This is a genomic window from Chelonobacter oris, assembly GCF_000772535.1.
GTDB lineage: Bacteria > Pseudomonadota > Gammaproteobacteria > Enterobacterales > Pasteurellaceae > Chelonobacter > Chelonobacter oris.
Map to the genome: position 1 here is coordinate 76,104 of NZ_JSUM01000015.1, position 23,566 is coordinate 99,669.

Below are 23,566 nucleotides of genomic sequence, written 5' to 3' on the forward strand. Positions count from 1 at the left end.
ATAATTATTAAAAAAATTGTTAAAGTGTGATATGAATAAAAGAAATCTTTTCGGAAAAACTATACTATTCTACTGCTTGAAGATACAGTATATTTTTATCAACGATACATCCCAAACGGAAAAAAGGAGCAAATATGCAAAGCAAAGTCGTTGTCCCTACTCAAGGAAGTAAAATCACGCTGGAAAACGGGCGGTTGAATGTGCCGAACAATCCGATTATTCCGTTTATCGAGGGGGACGGGATCGGGGTGGATGTCACGCCGGCAATGCGTTTGGTATTGGACGCGGCGGTGCAGAAAGCCTATCACGGCGAACGCAAAATCGAATGGATGGAAGTGTATACCGGAGAAAAATCCACCCAAATTTATGGCGAAAACGAATGGCTGCCGCAAGAGACATTGGATTTGATCAAGGACTACCGTGTGGCGATTAAAGGTCCGCTGACCACCCCGATCGGCGGTGGCATTCGTTCCTTAAATGTGGCGTTGCGCCAATTGTTGGATTTATATATCTGCCTGCGACCGGTGCGCTATTATGAGGGCACGCCAAGCCCGTTAAAACACCCTGAATATACCGATATGGTGATTTTCCGTGAAAATTCGGAAGATATTTACGCCGGTGTCGAATGGCAGGCCGGCACGGCGGAAGCGGAAAAAATCATTGATTTTCTGACCACGGAAATGGGCGTTACCAAAATCCGCTTTACCGACGACTGCGGTATCGGCATCAAACCGACATCAAAAGCCGGAACACAGCGCTTGGTGCGGGCTGCGATCCAATATGCGATTGATAATGACCGCGAAGTGGTTACATTGGTGCATAAAGGTAATATCATGAAATTTACCGAGGGCGCTTTCAAAAATTGGGGTTATGACGTCGCCAAGGAAGAGTTCGGGGCGGAGTTGTTGGACGGCGGCCCGTGGATGCAGTTCAAAAATCCGAATAACGGCAAAACCATTACCGTAAACGATGTGATTGCCGATGCGTTTTTGCAACAGATTTTGTTGCGTCCGAAAGAGTATGATGTGATTGCAACCATGAATCTGAACGGGGATTATATTTCCGATGCCTTAGCGGCACAAGTGGGCGGAATCGGCATTGCGCCGGGGGCGAATATCGGTGATGAATGCGCCATATTTGAAGCGACCCACGGCACTGCGCCGAAATATGCCGGGCAAGACAAAGTCAATCCGGGTTCACTGATCCTGAGCGGCGAAATGATGCTGCGTCATCTGGGCTGGATCGAAGCGGCGGATCTGGTGGTCGGCGGCATGGAAAAAGCCATTTCCAATAAAACCGTTACTTACGATTTCGAACGCCTGATGGACGGCGCCACCTTGCGCAAATGTTCTGAATTCGCACAGGATATTGTGGCTAATATGTAGCCTAAAGTGCGGTAAACCCAAAAACCACAATATAGCTATTGTGGTTTTTTATTGCGGATTGAACAATGGCGATTCGGGGCTCAATAGACTGTTTGAATTTCAAACCAGCTTTCTAAAATAATACAAGCCGAGATGGAGTCGATTTTGCCTTTGTCTAAGGCTTTGAAACCGCGTCGGGAAAAAATTTCGGCACGGGCTTCGACGGTGCTGAGGCGTTCATCATGTAATTCGACAGCAACACCGAAGCGACCGTGCAAGCGTTGTGAAAATTTTCTTGCCCGCTGGGTAATGGCTTGTTCCGTGCCGTCCATATTTAGCGGCAGACCGACAATGACGACCGTCGGTTGCCACTCTTGCAGGCATTTCTCAATCAGATCCCAATTGGGAATGCCGTCATTGGCTTTAAAAGCGGATAAGGCTTGGGCGGTGCCGGTGATACTTTGCCCCACGGCACAACCAATGCTTTTTACGCCGAAATCAAAGGCAAGTGCGGTGAATCCCATCAGGCGTGCCCTGCAAGTGCGGTCAAATGGGTCGGTTCAAAGCCCAAAGAGCGGTTGGCTTCCAACCAACGGCGATCGTGCGGCACATCAAACAGCAAGTGTTCGCTCGGTTCGAGTACTAACCAAGCATTGTCGGCGATCTCCTGTTCCAGCTGACCGCTTCGCCAAGTGCAGCAACCGAGCGCAACCAAATACTTTTCCGGCTCGTCGGGGCGGCCGATGGTTTGCAACACATCGGCAGAAGTGGTCAGCCAAATCTGATCGGAAACGGCAACGCTGTGCTGAAAGGGCGGCACACATTTGGTATGCAGGATAAAACCGCGTTCAACGCTGACCGGCCCGCCGATAAGCACCACATCATCTTGCTGATAGTGGCGTTGATCAGCGATCAGGAAATTCATTTTGGCGATGATTTCCGCCACGCTTAACTCTGTGGTGCGTGTCAGCATAATCCCCATGCTGCCTTGTTCGTTATGTTCGCAAAGATAGATCAGGGCATTTTTGAAAAACGGGTCGTCCATACCCGGCATCGCCAATAAAAAACGGTCTTGTAATTTCATCATATCAATCGGTTTCCGTGTCACGTTATTTTTTTAGGCGACGTTCGATTGCATCCATTAACATGCCGCTAATGGAAACTTGCGGAAATGCCGCTTCGATTTCGCGGATACAGGTCGGGCTGGTGACATTGATTTCGGTGAGCTTGTCGCCGATAACATCAAGTCCGACAAAGATTAATCCTTTTTGCTTGAGATGCGGCGCTACGGTTCTGGCAATACTCCAGTCGTGATCGGTTAACGGACGGGCTTCGCCGCTGCCGCCGGCCGCCAAGTTGCCACGGGTTTCGCCTTGTTGCGGTATCCGCGCCAGACAGTAGGGTACGGGCTCGCCGTCCACCACCAAAATACGTTTGTCGCCGTTGACGATTTCCGGAATATAGCGTTGCGCCATGCAATAGTGCTTGCCCAAACCGGTCAGGGTTTCAATAATGACCGACAGATTCGGGTCGTCTTGTTTGACGCGGAAAATCGAGCTGCCGCCCATGCCGTCCAACGGTTTCAAAATAATATCGCCGTGCTGCTGATGGAAAGCTTTAATCCGTGCCGTATCACGGGTCACTAATGTTTCCGGCGTCAGATCGGCAAACCAAGCGGTATAGAGTTTTTCATTGCAATCTCGCAGGCTTTGCGGTTTATTGACGATGAGACAGCCTTGCTCTTCGGCACGTTGCAAAATATAGCTGGCATAGATAAATTCGGTATCGAACGGCGGATCTTTGCGCATCAAAATCACGTCCAGTTCCGCCAGTTCAAGGGTGTCATCGCTTAAAAATTCAAACCAACCGTTATAGTCATACCGCACTTTCAATTGCCGCATACGGGCTTTCGCTATCCCTCTTTCCAGAAACAAATCATTCATTTCCATGTAGTACAACTGATAGCCGCGCGCTTGCGCCTGCTCAAGCATGGCGAAACTGGAATCTTTTTTAATATTGATGGATTGAATCGGATCCATGACAATCCCGAGTTTAATCATAATCTACTCCTTATTTATGCCGATTAACCCAAATCGCCGAAGCAGACTTGAAGTGCGGTAATTGCCGTCAAGGCAGCGGTTTCCGTACGCAAAATGCGCTTGCCGAGCAAAACGGATTGAAAATGCTGCCGTTCGGTCATTTCAATTTCTTGCGGTGATAAACCGCCTTCGGAACCAATCAACAGCCGTACGCCTTGCGGTGGAATATGTCGCAGGCGGCTGATGCCGAATTCGGCGCGCGGGTGCAGATTCAGCTTCAACATTTCGCTTGGTTCGGCGCACCAGTCGGTCAGTTTCATCATCGGGCGAATCTCCGGAATACGATTGCGGCCGCACTGTTCGCAAGCGGCAATCGCAATTTTTCGCCATTGCTGGATTTTCTTTTCTATACGTTCAGCGTCCAGTTTTACACCGCAACGCACCGACCACAACGGGGTAATCACATTCACACCCAGTTCGACCGATTTTTGAATAGTGAATTCCATGCGCTCGCCACGCGAAATTACTTGTCCCAAATGCAAAATCAGGCGTGATTCGCGATCGTCCTCCATCGCTTGCGCCAACCGCACTTTGACCGATTTTTTACCGATCGTTTCGATGGTGGCAGGATAGATATGGTTACTGCCGTCAAATAATTCAAGTTGCTGCCCCGCGCTCATGCGCAGCACTCGCGCGACATGGTTGACCGCATCTTCGCTCAGCTCACAAAATGTAGCCCGAGTCAGTAATTCAGGGTGATAAATTCGTGGAATTCGCATAGTTTTTTTATCGTTGTTTAGGTTTTTTTCATCATAACATTGATAAACGTAAAAAACTAACCGCACTTTCGTGGATTATTGGAACGATAAGGCATAAATTAAGCCGCTTGCTTCTAATAATGCATAGCTAAAAATCAAAAATCGAGCCGCTGTTTTGCCAAAGTGCGGTTTGAAGCTGTTCGGGCGGTTCGTTGCGCAGCTGGCATAGGGTTTCAAATACTTGTCGGATCCGTTTCGGCTGATTCGGTTGGCCTTGATAGCCGAACAGCGGCATGTCGGGGCTGTCGGTTTCCAGAACGAGGCTGTCGAGCGGCAGGCGGCGAATGGCTTCGCGGGTTTTATTGGCTCGCTGATAGCTGATTGTGCCGCCGACGCCGATAAAATAACCTAAGTCGACAAAGCGTTTCGCTTGCTGATAGCTGCCGGCAAAGCCGTGAATTACGCCTTTTTTACTGGATGAAATCCGTTTTAAAAAGGGATAAAGCTGATCGTGGCTGCGACGGGAATGCAGGCTGACGGGCAGGTTGAACTGTTTGGCGAGATAGAGCTGACTTTCCAGAAAATAGCACTGTTTTTGCCACATTTCGGCACTAATTAACTCATAAACCGCTCTTTCCAGTCCGATTTCGGCAACCGCTTTGCACAAGTGCGGTTTGGTTTGCAGCCGCACTTTTAGGTTATCCAAATCGTGCTGTTGATGTTGTTTGATGTAGAGCGGGTGCAGCCCCAGCCCGTAGCATAGATGTTGCGGGGCTTGTGCGCATAACTCAAACAGCGCTTGGAACTGTTCTTGCATGACTGCCGCAATCAGGATTTTTTCTACTTCGGCACTTTTGGCTTCGGCAATTCCTTGTGCAACAGAATGGTTGAGTTGTTGCAGCAGATAGTCAAAATGGGTGTGGGTGTCGAAAAACGGCATAACGGCTTTCTTCTTGTCGGTAAATAGTGCCATTATTCAGAAATCGGCGTTTTAGGCAAGCACAAATAAAAATTCCCGCCGAAGCGGGAATTTTTCAAGTTAATCGAAACAATGTTACATGGCGTAGTACATTTCAAATTCAGCAGGGTGCGGCAACATTCTTAAACGTTGAACGTCTTTTGATTTCAATTCAACATAAGCGTCGATGAAATCTTTGCTGAATACGCCGCCGCGAGTCAAGAAGTCGTGATCGTCTTGCAGTGCTTGCAAGGCTTCTTCCAAAGAACCGGCAACATGCGGGACTTGTTTCAGTTCTTCCGGCGGCAAGTCATATAGATTTTTGTCCATTGCATCGCCCGGGCTCAGTTTGTTGATCACGCCGTCTAGACCTGCCATCAGGATAGCAGAGAATGCCAAGTATGGGTTAGCACCCGGATCCGGGAAGCGCACTTCGATACGGCGGGCTTTAGGGCTGGAAACCGTTGGAATACGGATTGATGCGGAGCGGTTGCTGGCGGAGTATGCCAGCAATACAGGCGCTTCATAGCCCGGCACCAAACGTTTGTAGGAGTTGGTGGTCGGGTTGGTGAACGCATTCAGGGTTTTCGCATGTTTAATGATACCGGCGATAAAGTGAAGTGCGGTTTCGGACAGGTTGGCGTATTTATCGCCGGAGAACAGATTGGCGCCGTCTTTGCCCAACGAAATGTGGCAGTGCATACCGGAGCCGTTGTCACCGAAAATCGGTTTCGGCATGAAGCAGGCGGTTTTGCCGTGTTCGTGCGCGACATTGCGAACGACATATTTATAGATTTGGGTTTCATCGGCTTTTAGTGTCAAGGTGTTGAAACGACAAGCAATTTCATTTTGACCGGCCGTGGCGACTTCATGGTGGTGCGCTTCGATGACTAAACCGAATTCTTCCATTAGCAAGCACATTTCGGAACGGATATCTTGTGAAGAATCAACCGGTGGAACCGGGAAGTAGCCGCCTTTCACAGCCGGACGATAGCCGGTGTTGCCGCCTTCATATTCGGTATTGCTGTTCCATGCCGCTTCAATATCGTCCACGGCAAATGAGCTGGAACCCATGCCGACTTGGAAACGCACATCGTCAAACAGGAAGAACTCCGGCTCAGGCCCCAATAATACCGTATCCGCAATGCCGGACGCTTTCAGGTATTCTTCGGCACGCACGGCGATAGAGCGCGGATCACGATCGTAACCCTGCATAGTGGTCGGTTCGTACACGTTACAACGGATAGATAATGTCGGGATAGCAAAGAACGGATCGATAATTGCAGTTTCCGCAATCGGCATTAATACCATGTCGGATTTATTGATGGTTTTCCAACCGCTGATAGAAGAACCGTCAAACATTTTGCCGTCTTCAAAAAAATCTTCGTCTACCGCACTTTTCGGAATGGAAACATGCTGCTCGGTGCCTTTGATGTCGGTAAAACGCAAATCGACAAATTTGACACCATGTTCTTCAATAAGCTTAAATACGTTAGCGATAGCTGCCTGAGACATAACTGAATCCTCTGTTGGTTAAAGTGATAAAATACAAAAATATCAGGGTTTGTTTAAAGTGTAACTAAAATATAACCCATAAAAATTAAAAATCAATACCTTTTTTGCGAGTTTATTTGTTTTTTTATCAAGGGTCGGCTTTTGTTTTGATTTTTAATATTTAATAGCCGTTTGAGCCGAAAGACGTTATAATTTCGCACCTTCCAATTAATTTTATGCCAAAACCATAGAATAACGGTTTTTTGGAATCACTTTTCTTTTCACAACAACGAAGATTTTTCACATGAATAATGAATTAGACATCAACAAACTGCGCAATATTGCGATTATTGCCCACGTTGACCACGGGAAAACGACCCTAGTTGATAAATTGTTACAACAGTCCGGCACGCTGGAAAGTGCCCGCGGCGACAGCGATGAACGGGTGATGGATTCCAATGCCTTGGAAAAAGAACGCGGCATTACCATTTTAGCCAAAAATACCGCCATTAACTGGAACGGTTACCGTATCAATATCGTCGACACGCCGGGACACGCCGATTTCGGCGGTGAGGTAGAGCGTGTGTTGTCAATGGTGGATTCGGTGCTGTTGCTGGTCGATGCGTTTGACGGTCCGATGCCGCAAACCCGCTTTGTGACTCAAAAAGCCTTTGCGCACGGCTTGAAACCGATTGTCGTCATCAATAAAGTGGATCGCCCCGGTGCTCGCCCTGATTGGGTGGTGGATCAAGTGTTTGATCTGTTTGTTAATTTGGGGGCTACTGACGAGCAGCTGGATTTCCCGATTATTTATGCCTCTGCGCTGAACGGTGTTGCTGGTGTGGAACATGAAGATTTGGCGGAAGACATGACACCGTTGTTTGAAGCGGTCGTGAAATATGTCGAATCGCCGAAGGTCGAAAGCGGCAAACCGTTCCAAATGCAGATTTCACAACTGGATTACAGCAATTATGTCGGCGTTATCGGCATCGGACGCATCAAGCGCGGTGCGGTGAAGCCGAACCAGCAAGTGACCATTATCGACAGTGAAGGAAAAACCCGTAACGGCAAAGTCGGACAGGTCTTGGGGCATTTGGGGTTGCAGCGTTATGAAGCCGATATTGCCAGTGCCGGCGATATTATTGCGATCACCGGTCTGGGCGAACTGAATATTTCCGATACGATTTGCGATGTCAACAGCGTGGAGGCGTTGCCGGCCTTGAGTGTGGACGAGCCGACCGTGACCATGTTCTTCTGCGTCAATACTTCACCGTTCTGCGGAAAAGAGGGTAAATTCGTTACCTCACGCCAGATTTTGGAGCGTTTAAACAAAGAATTAGTACACAATGTCGCCTTGCGCGTGGAAGAAACCGAAGATCCGGACGCATTCCGTGTTTCCGGCCGTGGTGAACTGCATTTGTCGGTGTTAATCGAAAATATGCGGCGTGAAGGTTATGAGTTGGCGGTATCCCGTCCGAAAGTGATTTTCCGTGAGATTGACGGCCGTAAGCAAGAGCCGTTCGAGCAGGTGACGATTGATATTGAAGAACAGCACCAAGGCTCCGTGATGGAAGCGTTGGGTATCCGCAAAGGCGAAGTGCGAGACATGGTGCCGGACGGCAAAGGACGTACCCGTTTGGAATATATCATTCCGAGCCGAGGTCTGATCGGCTTCCGTAACGAATTTATGACCATGACCTCCGGCACGGGTTTACTGTATTCTAGTTTCAGCCATTACGATAATGTCAAACCGGGGGAGATCGGGCAGCGAATTAACGGCGTGTTAATTTCCAATGCCACCGGCAAAGCGTTGGCATATGCGTTGTTTAGCTTGCAAGAACGCGGGAAGTTGATGATCGATCACGGAACGGAAGTGTATGAAGGACAAGTAATCGGCATTCACAGCCGCGGCAATGATTTGACCGTCAACTGCTTGCAAGGTAAAAAACTGACCAATATGCGGGCTTCCGGTAAAGATGATGCCGTGGTCTTGGTGCCGCCTATCCGTTTCACGCTTGAACAGGCGTTGGAATTTATTGATGATGACGAGTTGGTTGAAGTTACGCCGGTTTCGGTTCGTGTGCGTAAAAAACTGCTGACCGAAATGGATCGTAAACGCGCAACCCGCAGCACAACCAGCACCAGCACACGTTAATTACTGCTGACTGGCGTTATAGACCGCACTTGGGGAAAACCGCAAGTGCGGTTTTTTTGTGGTAAGCCGCTATAAAAAATACCCGATAATCAACTTATCGGGTATCGTTCGCTTTAGGGGAAATCACGTTGTTAGCGATTATTTTCTTGATAATGGCGGCACAAAGGTGATGCCCATATCCCACGGCTGTTCAATCCAAGTATTTTGCGGAATATCAACCACATATTCATCTACCAGCGGCGCACCGGACGGCTTGGCAAAAACGGTAACAAAGTGTGCTTTCGGGTACATTTTGCGAATGGCGCGGGCGGTGTTGCCGGTATCGACCAAATCGTCAATCACGATAAAGCCTTCACCGTCGCCTTGTGCGGCGTGCAGGACTTTCAGTTCGCTTTGTTGATCGTGATCGTAGCTCGAGATGCACACGGTTTCCACATGGCGTAAGCCCAGTTCACGAGCGATTACCGCACTTGGAAACAGACCGCCGCGACTGACGGCGATAATCCCTTTCCAACGGGAGGCCGGCATCAAACGTTCGGCCAGTTTGCGGGCATGCATATGAAACATATCCCAAGTTACAATGTATTTTTCGCTCATAATTGAACCTTTTCCTTGAAGTCATAGAAAATGTGGCGGCTTTATAACCAAGCCCGATTTAAAAAATTGCGATAGGATAACCTGAAAAGGGATTTCATGCTATTATTAATCCCGATTTTTCGTCGATTTTCATGCATTTTTTAGCGAGAGCAGCGATACATTCCCACTGTCGTTTTTCAGTGACATTTTCAATCGGGCGTTTCGACTTTTTACAGAGGACTGATTATGCAATCAATCAAACAGCTTAAACCGACCCTGCTGTGGCAGTGGTTTCAACAAATTTGTGATATTCCCCACCCGTCTTATCAGGAAGAACAACTGGCGGAATATATTGTCGCTTGGGCGAAACAGCGGCAGTTGTGGCTGGAACGTGATGCCGCCGGCAATATTTTGATTCGCAAGCCGGCGACTGCCGGCATGGAGAACCGCCAAAAAGTGGCGCTACAGGCGCATTTGGATATGGTGCCGCAGAAAAATGAAGGCACGGATCACGATTTCGACCGAGATCCGATCAAACCTTATATCGAGGGTGAGTGGGTAACCGCAGAAAACACCACCTTAGGCGCAGATAACGGTATCGGGTTGGCATCGGCATTGGCAGTACTGGAAAGTGATGATATTGCTCATCCGGATTTGGAAGTGTTGCTGACGATGACCGAAGAGAGCGGTATGGTCGGCGCCAACGGTTTGCAGCCGAACTGGTTGCAGAGTGAAATTTTGATTAATACCGATACCGAAGAAAACGGACAAATCTATGTCGGGTGTGCCGGCGGCATCGACGGCGATTTGAGGTTGGAGGTGGCGTTTCAGCCGAACCCGTGTGCGCATGCCTGCAAGTTGGTGCTGAAAGGCTTGCGCGGCGGGCATTCCGGCGTGGATATTCACACCGGTCGCGGCAATGCGATTAAGTTGCTGGCTCGGGTGTTGGCACAATTGCAGCCGCACTTTGATTTTCTGTTGAGTGATATCGGCGGCGGTTCGGTGCGCAATGCCATTCCGCGTGAAGCGTTTGCGGTGCTGACTTTCGATGGCAGCGATGAAAAACTGCAACGTGCGGTGGCGGAGCTGGAACAGATGCTGAAAAAAGAACTGGCGATTAGTGAACCGCACTTGACATTATCGTTGGCGCCGGCGGAAACGGCTGCAGACAGTTTGAGCGAAGACGCCACCGATCGGGTGATTGATTTGCTCAACGTTTTGCCGAACGGGGTTATCCGCAACAGTGACGTTGTGCAGGGCGTGGTGGAAACGTCACTCAGCATCGGCGTGCTGAAATTGGCGGAACGGCAGTTGCAGGTCACCATTCTCATTCGCTCGCTGATTGAAAGCGGCAAGCACCATGTCTGTGGGATTTTGGATTCACTGGCTAATCTTACCGGAGCGGAAATCGCCTTCAGTCACGATTATCCGGGCTGGGAGCCGAATCCGCACTCCGCCGTGCTGCCGATTACGCAACAGCATTATCGGCAAATTTTGAATGAAGAGCCGTTGATTCAGGTGATTCATGCCGGATTGGAGTGCGGATTGTTGAAAAAGCAGTATCCGCATATCGATATGGTCTCCATCGGGCCGACGATTCGCAACGCGCACTCACCGGATGAAAAAGTACATATTCCGGCAGTGGATATTTATTGGCGTTTACTGACCGCACTTTTGGCGGATATTCCTGTAAAATCATAACAAATTTAACGTATTTTGATATCTCTTGGCTGTTATCGGGCAAGAGATATTTTTGTGTTTTTATCTTTTGGTGAATTATGACAACAACAAAAAAAGCCCGACAATCTTGGTCCAGTCAATTAACCTACGTACTGACGGTGGCAGGCGCCACGGTCGGTTTCGGCGCAACGTGGCGCTTCCCGTATTTGGTTGGGGAAAACGGCGGCGGCGCTTATGTATTATTATTTTGTATTGCAATGATCGTAATCGGGATTCCGATGATTTTGGTAGAAAATGTGATTGGCAGACGGATCCAGCGCAATTCGGTGGATGCGTTTTCCGGCGAGGCCAACGGCAAACCGATCCGCTCGGCGTGGAAAATACTGGGTTATATGGGGCTGTTGGGCGCATTTGGCATTTTGGCTTATTACATGGTGCTCGGCGGCTGGGTGCTGACTTATATCGGCAGCTTGATTTCCGGCAAGCTGGATCTCGCTTCGCCGGTGACGATTGAAACTACGTCAGCCTTTTTCAGTGAGCATATCAAAGACAGTCCGTCGACGATTTTGCTGTATACCGCACTTTTTGTCGGCGTGAATTATCTGATTTTGGCGAAAGGGATTATGGATGGTATTGAACGTTCGGTGAAATATTTAATGCCGATTCTGTTTCTGTTTTTACTGGTGATGATTGTACGCAACGTCACATTGCCCGGTGCTTGGGAGGGCATTTCTTTTTATCTGATTCCGGATTTTTCCAAAATAACCAAAGAGTTATTTGTGTTTGTCTTGGGGCAGGTCTTTTTTGCGCTCAGTCTCGGCTTCGGGGTGTTGATCACCTTATCCAGTTATCTGGATAAAAAAGAGAATCTGGTGAAAACGGCGACGATTACCGCAGTCGTCAACACCTTAATTGCACTGGCGGCGGGCTTTATGATTTTTCCGTCGCTGTTCACCTTTCATGTTGCGCCGAATTCCGGTCCGACGCTGGTCTTTCAAAGTTTGCCGATAGTGTTTTCGCATATGTGGGCAGGCTCGGTATTTGCCACGATTTTCTTCGGGTTACTGATTATTGCCGCGCTGACCACCTCACTGACCATTTATGAAGTGCTGATTACGGTATTGCAAGAGAAAACCCGATTAACGCGCAGGGCGGCGATTGCGCTGACGTTGAGTGCAATTTTTGTGTTGGGTAATATTCCGTCGGTGCTGGGCGATAACCAGTGGCAGGCGGTACGCATGATGGGATTGAGCATTTTTGATGCATTTGATTATGTCAGCGGTAACGTACTGTTTATTTTAACCGCTCTCGGCAGTGCCGTTTTTGTCGGCTTTGTGCTGAAAGACGAAGCCAAAAAAGAGTTGAACAGTAGCCCAAGGCTAACGGCGCTGTGGTTTAATTATGTGAAATATATTATTCCGCTGATTATTTTGGTGATTTTCGTCAATTCGCTTTAAGATAAAATGCTAAGTGCGGTTTTTTGACCGCACTTTTATGTTAGAGTAGGTAAAATTTCAACAAGGCAAAAATAATTGTGATGAGCGAACAACAAGGTCCCCCACATACCGGCACGTCAAATTCGGACGCGCTTGAGCAAACCACGCATTTCGGTTTTAAAACCGTCGCTAAAGACGAGAAGCAGAAACTGGTCGCCAACGTATTTCATTCGGTAGCGGGTAAATACGATTTGATGAATGACCTGCTTTCATTTGGCGTTCATCGGGTTTGGAAGCGGTTCACCATTGATTGCAGCGGCGTGCGCAAAGGGCAAAAAGTGCTCGATTTAGCCGGGGGAACCGGCGATTTCAGCGCTAAATTTTCCCGACTGGTCGGCGAAGGCGGGCAGGTAGTACTGGCGGATATTAACGAATCAATGTTGCAAGTCGGGCGTGACAAATTGCGCAATCTGGGTGTGGTCGGCAATCTCGACTATGTACAGGCGAATGCCGAGGCGTTACCGTTTGCCGACAATACTTTTGACTGCGTTATCATCAGTTTCGGTTTGCGCAATGTTACCGATAAAGAGGCCGCACTGCGCTCGATGTATCGGGTATTAAAACCGGGCGGTCGTTTGCTGGTGCTGGAGTTTTCCAAACCGATCCTCGATCCGTTAAGCAAGCTGTACCATTTTTACTCGTTCAATATTTTACCGAAAGTCGGCGAAATGGTAGTGAATGACGGCGAAAGTTACCGCTATTTGGCGGAATCGATCCGAATGCATCCTGATCAAGACACGTTAAAAAATATGATGAGTCAAGCCGGTTTTGAAAATGTGGATTACTATAATTTAAGTGCCGGCATTGTGGCGCTACACCGTGGTTATAAATTTTAGCGCGTTAAACGGTAGGAAAAATTATGCTGTCAGCCAATTTGAATAAACTGAAAACGCAACTGTTGTTGCCGCAATTGTTGAATGCAGCGATTGAAACCGCACTTTCATATTTATTGCAACGCTCGGAAAATAGTCAACCGCACTTGCGTAAATTGAACGGGAAAGTGCTGGCGCTACAGTTGCAACAGCTTGAAATAACGGTCTATTTTGTATTTTCGCTCCAGCAAATCGATGTGTTGCAATATTATGAAGGCGAGGCGGATTGTCGGGTACAAACCTCGGCAAAAATAGGGTTAAAAATCCCTAAAAAAGCCGAATTAACGCAATTGATCAACAATAAATCCCTGGTATTGCACGGTGATTTGCAAGTGTTACAGGATTTTCTCGCTTTATTGGAACAGTTGGAAACCGATCCGGCGGAGTTGCTTGCACCCTATTTGGGCGATGTGCCGGCGTATAACGCCGTGCGCTTCGTGAAGCAGGTTTTTGCATTTTTCAGCGGTACACAACAAAATGCACGCCAGCATTGGCGTGAACGGTTGAGCGAGGAGTGGCAACTGACGGCGCCGCGTTTGGCCGTGACGGATTTTCATCGGCAGGTGGTTGCACTGGACGAAGAAAGTAATGCGTTGGAACAACGTTTTCAACAGTTGATCAATAAATTAGGAACGCAACAGTCATGAAATCGGCATGGCGTTTTTACCGCATTCTTCAAGTGATTTTGCAATACGGCTTGGACGAAGCGCTGCCGAAAAATGGGTTTACCCGCCCGATCCGTTGCGGGCGTAAATTGCTGTTCTGGCTGAGAAATCAGCATCAGGATAAAATTTTCGGCTTACGATTGCGTTTAGCACTGCAAGAGTTGGGGCCGGTTTGGATCAAACTGGGGCAAATGCTTTCGACACGGCGCGATCTATTCCCGGACAGTATTGCCGATGAGCTGGCACTGTTGCAAGATCAGGTCGAACCGTTTGCCGGTGAATTGGCACGCCGTCAGATCGAAACCGCACTTGGGGCAAAACTGGAGACCTGGTTTAGCGATTTTGATGAAACCGCTCTGGCGTCGGCATCGATTGCACAGGTTCACACTGCACGATTTAATGCCGACAGTCCGTTTGCCGGACGGGAAGTGGTGCTTAAAGTCATTCGTCCGAATATCGAAAAAGCGATTAAAGCCGATATAGGCTTAATGTATCGTTTGGCAGGCTGGATTCCGCGTCTTTCCAGTGAAGGGCGGCGTTTGCGCCCGGTGGAAGTAGTACGGGAATATGAAAAAACCATTCTTGATGAGCTGGATTTACGCCGCGAAATGGCAAATGCGATTCAGTTGCGGCGTAATTTTGAAAACAGTCCGATGCTGTATATTCCGGAGATGTACGGCGATTTTTGTTATCGCAATGTGATCGTCATGGAGCGGATCTACGGTATTCAGGTGTCGGATATTCAGGCGCTGGAAGCCAATGGAACCAATATGAAATTACTGGCGGAGCGCGGTGTGCAGGTGTTTTTCACTCAAGTGTTTCGTGACAGTTTTTTCCATGCCGATATGCACCCCGGCAATATTTTTGTCAATCCGGATCACCCTGAGGATCCGCAGTATATCGGGATTGATTGCGGAATTGTCGGTTCCCTTAACCGTGAAGACAAACGCTATCTGGCCGAGAATTTTTTGGCGTTTTTTAACCGTGATTATCAGCGGGTGGCGCAGTTGCACGTTGATTCCGGCTGGGTGCCGGAAGATACCGATGTGCAGGCGTTTGAACAGGCGATCCGCACCGTATGCGATCCGATTTTTGCCAAACCGCTGAGCGAAATTTCATTCGGACATGTGCTGATTAATCTGTTTAACACGGCACGCCGCTTTAATATGGAAGTGCAGCCGCAGCTGGTATTGTTGCAGAAAACCCTGCTGTATATCGAGGGCTTGGGCAGGCAGATTTATCCGCAGCTGGATTTATGGCAAACGGCAAAACCGTTTTTACAGGATTGGTTGAGTGAACAGGTCGGGTTCAAATCGGTTTATCGGGGAATCAAAGAGCGCCTGCCGTATTTCCGCGAGCATTTTGCCGAAATGCCGGAAACGTTGTATCATGCGTTGCAGCAGCAAAAAGAGATTAGCAGGCAACTTAGCGAATTAAACCGCACTTTATATAAAAATCAACAACATCGACGTCGTTATTGGTACAGCGGTGTGATAGGGAGCGTGATATTTGTTACAACGCTTCTACAATTTGAGCGTTTACCGCTATTTTTTAGTTCGTGCTTGTTGTTAAGTGCGGTTATAATTTGGCTCTACGGATTAATGAAAAATTGATCCAAAATATAATTGAAGATTGACTGAATGGTGTCAATGATTTAGAGTTTTCAGGCAGCACAACGACAATTTATTTAAACAATCGGAATTTAGCCGTTTTCCTATGCTATTTTTCACATAATGAGGTGATTTTATGGGTATCAGCGTTTGGCAACTTGCCATTATCGTATTAATCGTAGTCCTTTTATTCGGCACTAAAAAATTGAAAAGTTTAGGCTCGGATCTGGGCGAGTCCGTAAAAGGCTTTAAAAAAGCGATCAAGGACGATGACGGCAAAGAAAAAGATGCCGAATTTCAGCAATCATTAACGGATACGACTGAAAAAACAGCGGAAAAACAAGCCGCCAAAGACAAAGAGCAGGCATAACCCGTGTTTGATATCGGCTTTTCCGAACTGGTTCTGATTTTTATCGTCGGACTGGTGGTTTTGGGCCCGCAGCGTTTGCCGGTGGCGATCAGAACGGTCGTCGCTTGGATTCGGACGATTCGGGGCATTGCCACTAATGTGCAGAACGAATTGAGTCAAGAACTGAAATTACATGAATTGCAAGAAAGCATTAAAAAAGCGGAAAAATTGAATTTAAGTGAACTTTCGCCTGAGTTGGCAAAAAATATTCAGGATTTGAAACAATCGGCACAACAAATCGAGCAAAGTGTTCAACATCAGGAAAGCAGGCTCAATAAAGAGCTGCAACACGGTGTGAAAAGCATTGAAGACAGCCTGAGTGCCGATGAGCAGGCTGCATTGGCCGAAGAGGGCGAGCACCAGCTTGATCCGGATCACGTTGAAACGCAGCCGGTAAAAACGGAAGCCGAACAAACGGTACAAACCGACAAAGTATCGGTCTAATCAAGCGTGAGGATAATGTAGTATGTCATCAGTTGAAGATTCGCAACCGTTAATCAATCATTTAATTGAATTGCGTAACCGGTTGTTAAAATCGATAGTTTGTATTTTACTGGTTTTTTGCGGATTGGTTTTTTTCGCCAATGATATTTACCGTATTATCGCCCTGCCGTTGATTGAACAGTTGCCGCAAGGCGCAAGCATGATTTCTACCGGTGTGGTGGCGCCGTTTTTCACGCCGCTGAAACTGACCGGTGTGGTGGCAATATTCCTCTCCGTCCCTTTTTTGCTCTATCAGGTTTGGGCATTTGTCGCCCCGGCACTTTATCAGCACGAAAAGCGTTTGGTATACCCGTTGCTGTTTTCCAGTACCTTGCTTTTTTATGTCGGCGTGGCCTTTGCCTATTATATTGTTTTCCCGTTGGTATTCGGTTTTCTGACTAAAACCGCGCCGGAAGGGGTGCAAATCGCAACGGATATCAGTAGTTATTTGGATTTTGTGTTGACGATTTTCTTGGCGTTCGGTATCTGTTTCGAAGTGCCGATAGCGATTATTCTGCTGTGCTGGAGCGGGGTAACAACCGCCAACGATCTGCGCAAGAAGCGGCCGTATATTATTGTTGCCGCTTTTGTGGTCGGTATGTTTTTGACACCGCCTGATGTTTTTTCACAAACATTACTGGCCATTCCGATGTGGGTTCTGTTTGAAGTCGGATTATTGTTTTCTCGTTTTTATCAGCCGAAAGAGGAAGAAACGGCTGCTGCCGATTGATGAGAGGATCTGTCTGTTCTCACATGAAATTAACGCTGTCGGCACACGTCTTAAGTGATTTTAGTAAAGGATATAACTTGTTATGACCCAGCAAATTTTTGCCCGTTTTCCCGCTAACCGTATGCGCCGTCTGCGCCGCCATGATTTCAGCCGCCGTCTGGTTGCTGAAAATACACTGACTGTTGACGATTTGATCTATCCGGTGTTTGTGATGGAGGGGGAAAACGATCGTGAAGCCGTTCCGTCGATGCCGGGGGTTGAACGCTTAACACTGGATCAGCTGTTGCTTGAAGCCGGATTGTTGGTGAAATACGGTGTGCCGGTGATTGCGCTGTTTCCGGTGATTGAACAAGAGAAAAAATCGTTGTTTGCTGAGGAAGCTTATAGTCCCAACGGCTTGGTGCAGCGTGCGGTTAAAGCGTTGAAAGCGGCATATCCGCAATTGGGCGTATTGACCGATGTGGCGTTGGATCCTTACACCACGCACGGGCAAGACGGTATAATTGACGATGAAGGCTATGTTTTGAACGATACCACCACTGATATATTAGTGAAACAAGCGCTTTCCCATGCGGCGGCAGGGGCGGATATTGTGGCGCCAAGCGATATGATGGACGGTCGTATCGGCGCAATTCGTACCGCACTTGAGCAACAAGGTTGCATCAATACCCTGATCATGGCGTATTCCGCCAAATACGCTTCGGGGTTTTACGGACCGTTCCGTGATGCGGTCGGCTCCAGTTCTAACCTGAAGGGCGGCAATAAAAAAACATACCAACTGGATCCTGCCAACAGTCATGAAGGTTTACAGGAAATTGCGCTGGATTTGCAGGAAGGGGCGGATATGGTGATGGTCAAACCGGGTATGCCTTATCTGGATATGGTTTACCGTATAAAGCAGCATTTCGGCGTACCGACCTTTGCTTATCAGGTTTCCGGCGAATATGCGATGCTGCAAGCCGCCATTCAAAACGGTTGGCTGAATGAAAAAACGGCCATTATGGAAGCTTTACTCTGTTTTAAACGTGCCGGCGCCGACGGCATTTTAACCTATTATGCTAAACAGGTGGCACAGTGGCTGTACGAGGAAAATCACGCCGCCTGATCAGACGGAATCGGATAAACCGCCCCTGACCATATAAGGTATCAGGGGCTTTTTGTCAGCGATACCGGATTTAAAACGGTGCATATACAGATGAGGTTGCAAATAAGCCGCTTGTTTTGGCAAAGGGGTATTTACCCTGAGAATGCATTAACGTCTGCTTCAGGCGTGCTCAAGTAGCGCTGTCCGCATAACATGGTTTAAAAAAGATGAAATTAACGATTAAAGATATAGCCCGTTTAAGCGGTGTCAGTAAGTCAACGGTTTCACGGGTGTTAAACAATGAACCTAATGTGAGTGATGCCGCCAAGGCGCAAGTGTCGGCGGTAGTGGAGGCGTGCCGTTTTAAGCCGTCAAGAACGGCGCGCGCCATGAGGGGGATTGAAAATCGGGTTATCGGTATTATTGTTACCCGACTGGATTCTCCATCGGAAAACCGAGCTTTACGAGGCATTTTACATGCCTTGCAGCAGGAAAACTGTGAACATTTTATTGTGGAAAGCCGTTTTGCCCCCGATTTGGTACAAGAACATTTGCAATTTTTTGCGCTGCGGCAGGTGGACGGTATCATTGTTTTTGGTTTTAGCGGATTAAAACAGGAAATCCTGCTGCCGTATCGATCAACCTTAGTGGTGCTTGCGCAAAATTATGCGGCGTTATCCTCGGTTTATTACGACGATGACGGTTCGATTCGCCTGTTAATGGAAAAACTGTATCGGAAAGGGCACCGCCATATCAGCTATCTTGGTGTTGAACAAGATGATCATACCACCGGATTATTGCGCCATCAGGCTTATTTGAATTTCTGTCGTGAAAAGCAGCTGCAACCGCACTTTGCCTTAGGGACATTGGATTATCATAGCGCTTACCGGCTGACGGCGGATGTCGTGACCAAAGCTACAACAGCCATTGTCTGTGCCACTGACAGCCTTGCCATCGGCGCTAATAAATATCTCTCGGATCACCAATACCGAGAGATTCAGGTGTGTGGCGTGGGCAACAACGATTTGCTGAAATTTCTTTTCCCGCAAACTTTGAGTATTGAATTCGGTTTCTATCGTGCCGGGCAACATGTTGTCGAACAGCTTATGCGGTTATTGGAAAATCCAGCTCAACTTGAACATTCTTGTATTCCTTGTCGGTTTCCTGAAGGTGAATAACCGCACTTAGCACCACCTCATTGCCAATAAAAACGTATTCTTTCTTTTTTAATACCGCTTATACCCAAAAATATGTGATCTATATCACCAATTGGGAACGTTCCCATTGATAAGACAATAAACCTGTTTAAAATGTCGGCATTATTTTGATGAAAGTGATTAAGGGTGAAGCATGGCAAAGAAAATAGATCCGCAAAATATCAGTAAATTGATTGCGTTGGTCGGTGGGCGAGAAAATATTGCAACGGTAACACACTGTATTACGCGGCTGCGTTTTGTATTAAACGATACTGCAAAAGCGGATATCAAGGGCTTGGAAGCATTACCGATGGTGAAAGGTTGTTTCACCAATGCCGGGCAGTTTCAGGTCGTGATCGGCCCCGAAGTGGGTGCTTATTATCAGGAATTGCTGGCGCAAACCAAATTAAGTGCGGCCGATAAAGAGGCGGCTAAAGTGGCGGCACGGCAGAATATGAAGTGGCATGAAAAAGTGATTTCACACTTTGCCGAGATTTTTATCCCGTTACTGCCGGCGTTAATCAGCGGCGGTTTGATCTTGGGATTCCGCAATGTGATCGGCGATATTCCGATGGCGGACGGGCAAACGCTGGTGCAATCTTCGGCGATGTGGAAAACCGTTTATGATTTCCTATGGTTACTGGGCGAAGCGATTTTCTTCTTCCTGCCGGTCGGCATCTGTTGGTCAACCGTGAAGAAAATGGGCGGTTCGCCGATTCTCGGGATTGTATTGGGGGTGACGTTGGTTTCACCGCAATTGATGAATTCGTACGGTTTAGGTTCACAAACGCCGGAAGTGTGGGATTTCGGATTGTTCCAAATTGCTAAAGTCGGTTATCAGGCGCAAGTGATTCCGTCAATGTTGGCAGGCATGGCGCTGGCGTGGATTGAGCGTTTCTTTAAACGTATCGTGCCGGATTATTTGAATTTGGTCATTGTGCCGGTCGTCTCGCTGATCATTGCCGTCTTTTTGGCTCATGCCTTAATCGGGCCGTTCGGACGGGAAATCGGTAACGGGGTTGCGGTGGCGGTTAAAGCGGCGATGACCGGAAGTTTTGCCCCGATTGGTGCGGCGCTGTTCGGTTTTCTGTATGCACCATTGGTGATCACCGGTATCCATCAAACCACGTTGGCGATTGATATGCAAATGATTCAAAGCATGGGCGGCACACCGGTTTGGCCGTTAATTGCGTTGTCCAATATTGCACAAGCTTCCGCTGTATTCGGCATCGTGTTAATCAGTAAAAAACTGCATGAACGTGAAATTTCGGTGCCGGCGACCATTTCCGCCTATTTGGGGGTAACGGAGCCGGCGATGTACGGTATCAACTTGAAATATCGTTTCCCGATGCTGTGTGCGATGATAGGTTCTGCTTGTGCAGGTTTGATTTGCGGATTGGCCGGTGTGATGGCTAACGGTATCGGGGTGGGCGGTTTGCCGGGCATTTTGTCGATTCAGCCGCAATATTGGGCGGTGTTTGCTTCGGCGATGCTGGTGGCGGTTGTTGTTCCGTTATTGCTGACGATTGTTATGTATAAACGTCAAGCGGCGAAAGGCACGTTGGCACAATAGATATATTGTGACAGCCAAACTGTCGGTAAACAGAGATTAAAGGATATAGCATGCAACAAACGACTTGGTGGAAAAATGGGGTTATTTATCAGATTTATCCGAAAAGTTTTCAGGATACTAGCGGAAATGGCGTGGGCGATATCAACGGTATTATCCTGCGCTTGGATTATTTACAACATTTAGGCATTGATGCCATTTGGATTACGCCGATTTATCCCTCCCCTCAAGTGGATAACGGTTATGATGTCAGCGACTATTGTGCGATCAATCCCGATTACGGCACAATGGCGGATTTTGAGAAATTGGTGGACGAAGCGCATCGGCGCAATATCCGTATTGTTATGGACATGGTATTTAACCACACATCGACGGAACACCGCTGGTTTAAACAAGCGCAAAATCCCGATAGCGAATATCATGATTACTATATTTGGCGTGGTGAACGGCAAAGTGCGGTACCGAATAACTGGCGTTCCAAATTCGGCGGCGGCGCTTGGAAATGGTGTGAAAAAGTCGGTAAGCATTATTTGCATTTGTTTGCCGCAGAGCAGGCCGATCTGAACTGGGAAAACGAAAAAGTGCGGTCTGAATTGCAGCAAGTGTGCCGTTTCTGGGCGGATAAAGGGGTGGACGGCTTGCGTTTGGATGTGATCAATCTAGTGTCGAAAAATCAAGATTTCCCGAATGACAATCAGGGTGACGGCCGTCGTTTTTACACCGACGGTCCGCGGATCCATGAGTTTATACAGCAATTGAGCGCACAAGTATTTCAACCGCAGGGCTTGATGACTGTCGGTGAAATGTCATCGACCAGTCTGGAAAATTGTCAGCAATATGCCAATTTGAACGGAACCGAATTGTCAATGACGTTTAATTTTCACCATTTGAAAGTGGATTATCCGAACGGAGAAAAATGGACTTATGCCGAGCCGGATTATGTGGAATTGAAATCGATCTTTAATTACTGGCAGCAGGGAATGCATGATAAAGCCTGGAATGCCCTGTTTTGGTGCAATCACGATCAGCCGCGTATCGTGTCCCGTTTCGGCGATGAAACCGCACTTCGAACCGTGTCGGCAAAAATGCTGGCGATGGTACTGCACGGTATGCAGGGAACGCCCTATATTTATCAAGGGGAAGAGCTTGGCATGACCAATCCCGGATTTAGCCGGATCGAACAATATCGTGATGTGGAAAGTTTGAATATGTATCGGGAATTGTTGGCTAACGGGACGGACAAAGCCTTGGTGCTCAAGATTCTGGGGCAAAAATCACGTGATAACAGTCGTACGCCGATGCAGTGGAACAGCAGTGAAAATGCCGGTTTCAGCAAGGCGCAGCCTTGGATTGCGCCGGCGGGGAATTATACGGAGATCAATGCCGAAAGTGCGGTCGATAACCCCGATTCGGTTTTTTATTGTTATAAAAATCTGATTCGGTTACGCAAGCAGCTGCCGATTTTCACCGATGGAAATTATCAGGATCTATTGCCGGATCATCCGTTTGTCTGGAGCTATTTACGTCATAACGGCAAACAAAAATTATGGGTGCTGGCAAATTTGAGCAATCAGGTACAAAGGGTGAAATATCCTGAAATATGCCGTTGTGGACATTGGCAGCGGCTGATGGACAACTATCCGCAATCGACGATATCGGATGACGAATTGCTGCTGCAACCTTATCAAGGGCTGTATCTGTTGCTGCAGTAACGGATTATCCGCCGATAAAAATCGCCGTTCATTGCCGGACGGCGATTTGTTTTATGATGCCGAAAAAGATCTTTTACAGACGCGGTATGTTCAACCGCTTTATCAAACACCGGATTGTTGCTAAAATCCGCATTCCTTTCAAATCATCAGGATATGGTATGTTCAAAAAAGTGATGGTGCCGGCGGTCATTTTCTTGATTGCCGGTTGTGCGTCAGAAATGCCGTCAACTGCATTTCCGGCGGAATTTGCCAATGCGGATTATGTGTTGTCGGACAGCGATGCGAAAAAATGGGTGATTGCCAGCCGTCAGGCGGAACAATGCATTTATCCTCGTCTGACACGTATTCAGCAACAGCATTTTTCCAAAGAAGATGCCTATATTCACTCACAATATGTGTTTTTCTATCCGTTGGAAAATATTATCGGGGCGGATTATCTGAAAATGGTGCAAGAAGATGAAAAATCGATGGGCTATGCGCAGTATCAATATAAAAAATACAAAGATCTGACGGCAGAGCCGCTTTCTCAGGCGCAATGCAACACGTTACGCACCAATGCCCGTGATGATCTTGCCGTTGTGAAAGGACAATATAAAAACGGTATGGTCGAGGAAAGTAAACCCGATACCACGAATAACAGCGATAACGTTGCCACTAACGACAATAAATTTTTCTTTGATATTATCAAATGGGGTGCAGCGTTTGTGCTGTAAGC

The 23,566-nt window shown here is 47.8% G+C and carries 22 protein-coding genes; 15 read left to right on the forward strand and 7 right to left on the reverse strand.

Annotation, left to right across the window (positions count from 1 at the left end):
- The first annotated feature begins 134 nt into the window (after window positions 1–134).
- A complete protein-coding gene (gene icd / locus OA57_RS10460) occupies window positions 135–1,385 on the forward strand; it encodes an NADP-dependent isocitrate dehydrogenase (protein ID WP_034617441.1) in 1,251 nt (416 codons plus the stop codon).
- Between the two features lie 80 nt (window positions 1,386–1,465).
- Here the strand turns inward: icd and ruvX are convergent, their stop codons facing one another.
- The 6 genes from ruvX to glnA all read right to left on the reverse strand — a co-directional run bounded on the left by ruvX (window position 1,466) and on the right by glnA (window position 6,634).
- Window positions 1,466–1,888 carry a Holliday junction resolvase RuvX gene (ruvX, locus tag OA57_RS10465; RefSeq protein WP_034617443.1) on the reverse strand — a complete coding sequence of 141 codons (423 nt, stop codon included), beginning with the start codon at window positions 1,886–1,888 and terminating at the stop codon, window positions 1,466–1,468.
- Window positions 1,888–2,448, reverse strand: coding sequence for a YqgE/AlgH family protein (locus OA57_RS10470; protein WP_034617580.1), 561 nt, complete (start codon window positions 2,446–2,448; stop codon window positions 1,888–1,890). The genes ruvX and OA57_RS10470 overlap by 1 nt, the downstream gene beginning before the upstream one ends.
- Window positions 2,449–2,473: 25 nt before the next feature.
- The gene (gene gshB / locus OA57_RS10475; protein ID WP_034617445.1) at window positions 2,474–3,424 is read right to left on the reverse strand and encodes a glutathione synthase; all 951 of its coding nucleotides are present in this window, start codon (window positions 3,422–3,424) and stop codon (window positions 2,474–2,476) included.
- A gap of 23 nt (window positions 3,425–3,447) precedes the next feature.
- A complete protein-coding gene (gene rsmE, locus OA57_RS10480) occupies window positions 3,448–4,182 on the reverse strand; it encodes a 16S rRNA (uracil(1498)-N(3))-methyltransferase (protein ID WP_034617448.1) in 735 nt (244 codons plus the stop codon).
- Window positions 4,183–4,309: 127 nt separating this feature from the next.
- Window positions 4,310–5,101, reverse strand: a complete 792-nt coding sequence (locus tag OA57_RS10485) for a TatD family hydrolase (protein ID WP_034617452.1) — start codon at window positions 5,099–5,101, stop codon at window positions 4,310–4,312.
- Between the two features lie 114 nt (window positions 5,102–5,215).
- A complete protein-coding gene (gene glnA / locus OA57_RS10490) occupies window positions 5,216–6,634 on the reverse strand; it encodes a glutamate--ammonia ligase (protein ID WP_034617455.1) in 1,419 nt (472 codons plus the stop codon).
- A 283-nt stretch (window positions 6,635–6,917) separates the two neighbouring features.
- On the opposite strand from glnA, the gene typA reads away from it, so the two are divergent.
- A complete protein-coding gene (typA, locus tag OA57_RS10495; RefSeq protein WP_034617458.1) occupies window positions 6,918–8,768 on the forward strand; it encodes a translational GTPase TypA in 1,851 nt (616 codons plus the stop codon).
- A gap of 138 nt (window positions 8,769–8,906) precedes the next feature.
- Here the strand turns inward: typA and gpt are convergent, their stop codons facing one another.
- Window positions 8,907–9,365: a xanthine phosphoribosyltransferase gene (gene gpt / locus OA57_RS10500; protein ID WP_034617460.1), complete on the reverse strand. Its 459-nt coding sequence runs from the start codon at window positions 9,363–9,365 to the stop codon at window positions 8,907–8,909.
- A 225-nt stretch (window positions 9,366–9,590) separates the two neighbouring features.
- Here gpt and OA57_RS10505 point away from each other — a divergent pair, with 225 nt between their 5' ends.
- From OA57_RS10505 to OA57_RS10565, 13 genes are all read left to right on the forward strand, one after another.
- Complete coding sequence (locus OA57_RS10505) at window positions 9,591–11,045, forward strand: aminoacyl-histidine dipeptidase (protein WP_034617463.1); 1,455 nt, start codon at window positions 9,591–9,593, stop codon at window positions 11,043–11,045.
- A 77-nt stretch (window positions 11,046–11,122) separates the two neighbouring features.
- Window positions 11,123–12,481, forward strand: coding sequence for a sodium-dependent transporter (locus OA57_RS10510; protein ID WP_034617466.1), 1,359 nt, complete (start codon window positions 11,123–11,125; stop codon window positions 12,479–12,481).
- 80 nt (window positions 12,482–12,561) lie between these two features.
- Window positions 12,562–13,356 carry a bifunctional demethylmenaquinone methyltransferase/2-methoxy-6-polyprenyl-1,4-benzoquinol methylase UbiE gene (gene ubiE / locus OA57_RS10515; RefSeq protein WP_034617469.1) on the forward strand — a complete coding sequence of 265 codons (795 nt, stop codon included), beginning with the start codon at window positions 12,562–12,564 and terminating at the stop codon, window positions 13,354–13,356.
- Between the two features lie 23 nt (window positions 13,357–13,379).
- Entirely contained in the window at window positions 13,380–14,039 is a 660-nt protein-coding gene (locus OA57_RS10520; protein ID WP_034617472.1) for a ubiquinone biosynthesis accessory factor UbiJ, read from the forward strand.
- Window positions 14,036–15,670, forward strand: a complete 1,635-nt coding sequence (gene ubiB, locus OA57_RS10525) for a ubiquinone biosynthesis regulatory protein kinase UbiB (RefSeq protein WP_034617474.1) — start codon at window positions 14,036–14,038, stop codon at window positions 15,668–15,670. Before OA57_RS10520 ends, ubiB begins: the two co-directional genes overlap by 4 nt.
- A gap of 133 nt (window positions 15,671–15,803) precedes the next feature.
- Window positions 15,804–16,037, forward strand: a complete 234-nt coding sequence (gene tatA, locus OA57_RS10530; RefSeq protein WP_034617475.1) for a twin-arginine translocase TatA/TatE family subunit — start codon at window positions 15,804–15,806, stop codon at window positions 16,035–16,037.
- A 3-nt stretch (window positions 16,038–16,040) separates the two neighbouring features.
- A complete protein-coding gene (gene tatB, locus OA57_RS12445; RefSeq protein ID WP_084589927.1) occupies window positions 16,041–16,520 on the forward strand; it encodes a Sec-independent protein translocase protein TatB in 480 nt (159 codons plus the stop codon).
- A gap of 22 nt (window positions 16,521–16,542) precedes the next feature.
- Window positions 16,543–17,289 carry a twin-arginine translocase subunit TatC gene (tatC, locus tag OA57_RS10540; RefSeq protein WP_034617477.1) on the forward strand — a complete coding sequence of 249 codons (747 nt, stop codon included), beginning with the start codon at window positions 16,543–16,545 and terminating at the stop codon, window positions 17,287–17,289.
- Window positions 17,290–17,371: 82 nt separating this feature from the next.
- On the forward strand, window positions 17,372–18,394 hold the full coding sequence (gene hemB, locus OA57_RS10545; protein WP_034617480.1) for a porphobilinogen synthase: 1,023 nt from the start codon (window positions 17,372–17,374) through the stop codon (window positions 18,392–18,394).
- 206 nt (window positions 18,395–18,600) lie between these two features.
- Window positions 18,601–19,551 (forward strand): trehalose operon repressor TreR, encoded by a 951-nt coding sequence (gene treR, locus OA57_RS10550; RefSeq protein WP_034617482.1) that lies wholly within the window; start codon window positions 18,601–18,603, stop codon window positions 19,549–19,551.
- Between the two features lie 172 nt (window positions 19,552–19,723).
- On the forward strand, window positions 19,724–21,142 hold the full coding sequence (gene treB / locus OA57_RS10555) for a PTS trehalose transporter subunit IIBC (protein WP_034617485.1): 1,419 nt from the start codon (window positions 19,724–19,726) through the stop codon (window positions 21,140–21,142).
- A gap of 50 nt (window positions 21,143–21,192) precedes the next feature.
- Window positions 21,193–22,851, forward strand: coding sequence for an alpha,alpha-phosphotrehalase (gene treC, locus OA57_RS10560; protein WP_034617488.1), 1,659 nt, complete (start codon window positions 21,193–21,195; stop codon window positions 22,849–22,851).
- A gap of 158 nt (window positions 22,852–23,009) precedes the next feature.
- Window positions 23,010–23,564: a DUF5358 domain-containing protein gene (locus OA57_RS10565; protein ID WP_034617587.1), complete on the forward strand. Its 555-nt coding sequence runs from the start codon at window positions 23,010–23,012 to the stop codon at window positions 23,562–23,564.
- Window positions 23,565–23,566 lie beyond the last annotated feature (2 nt).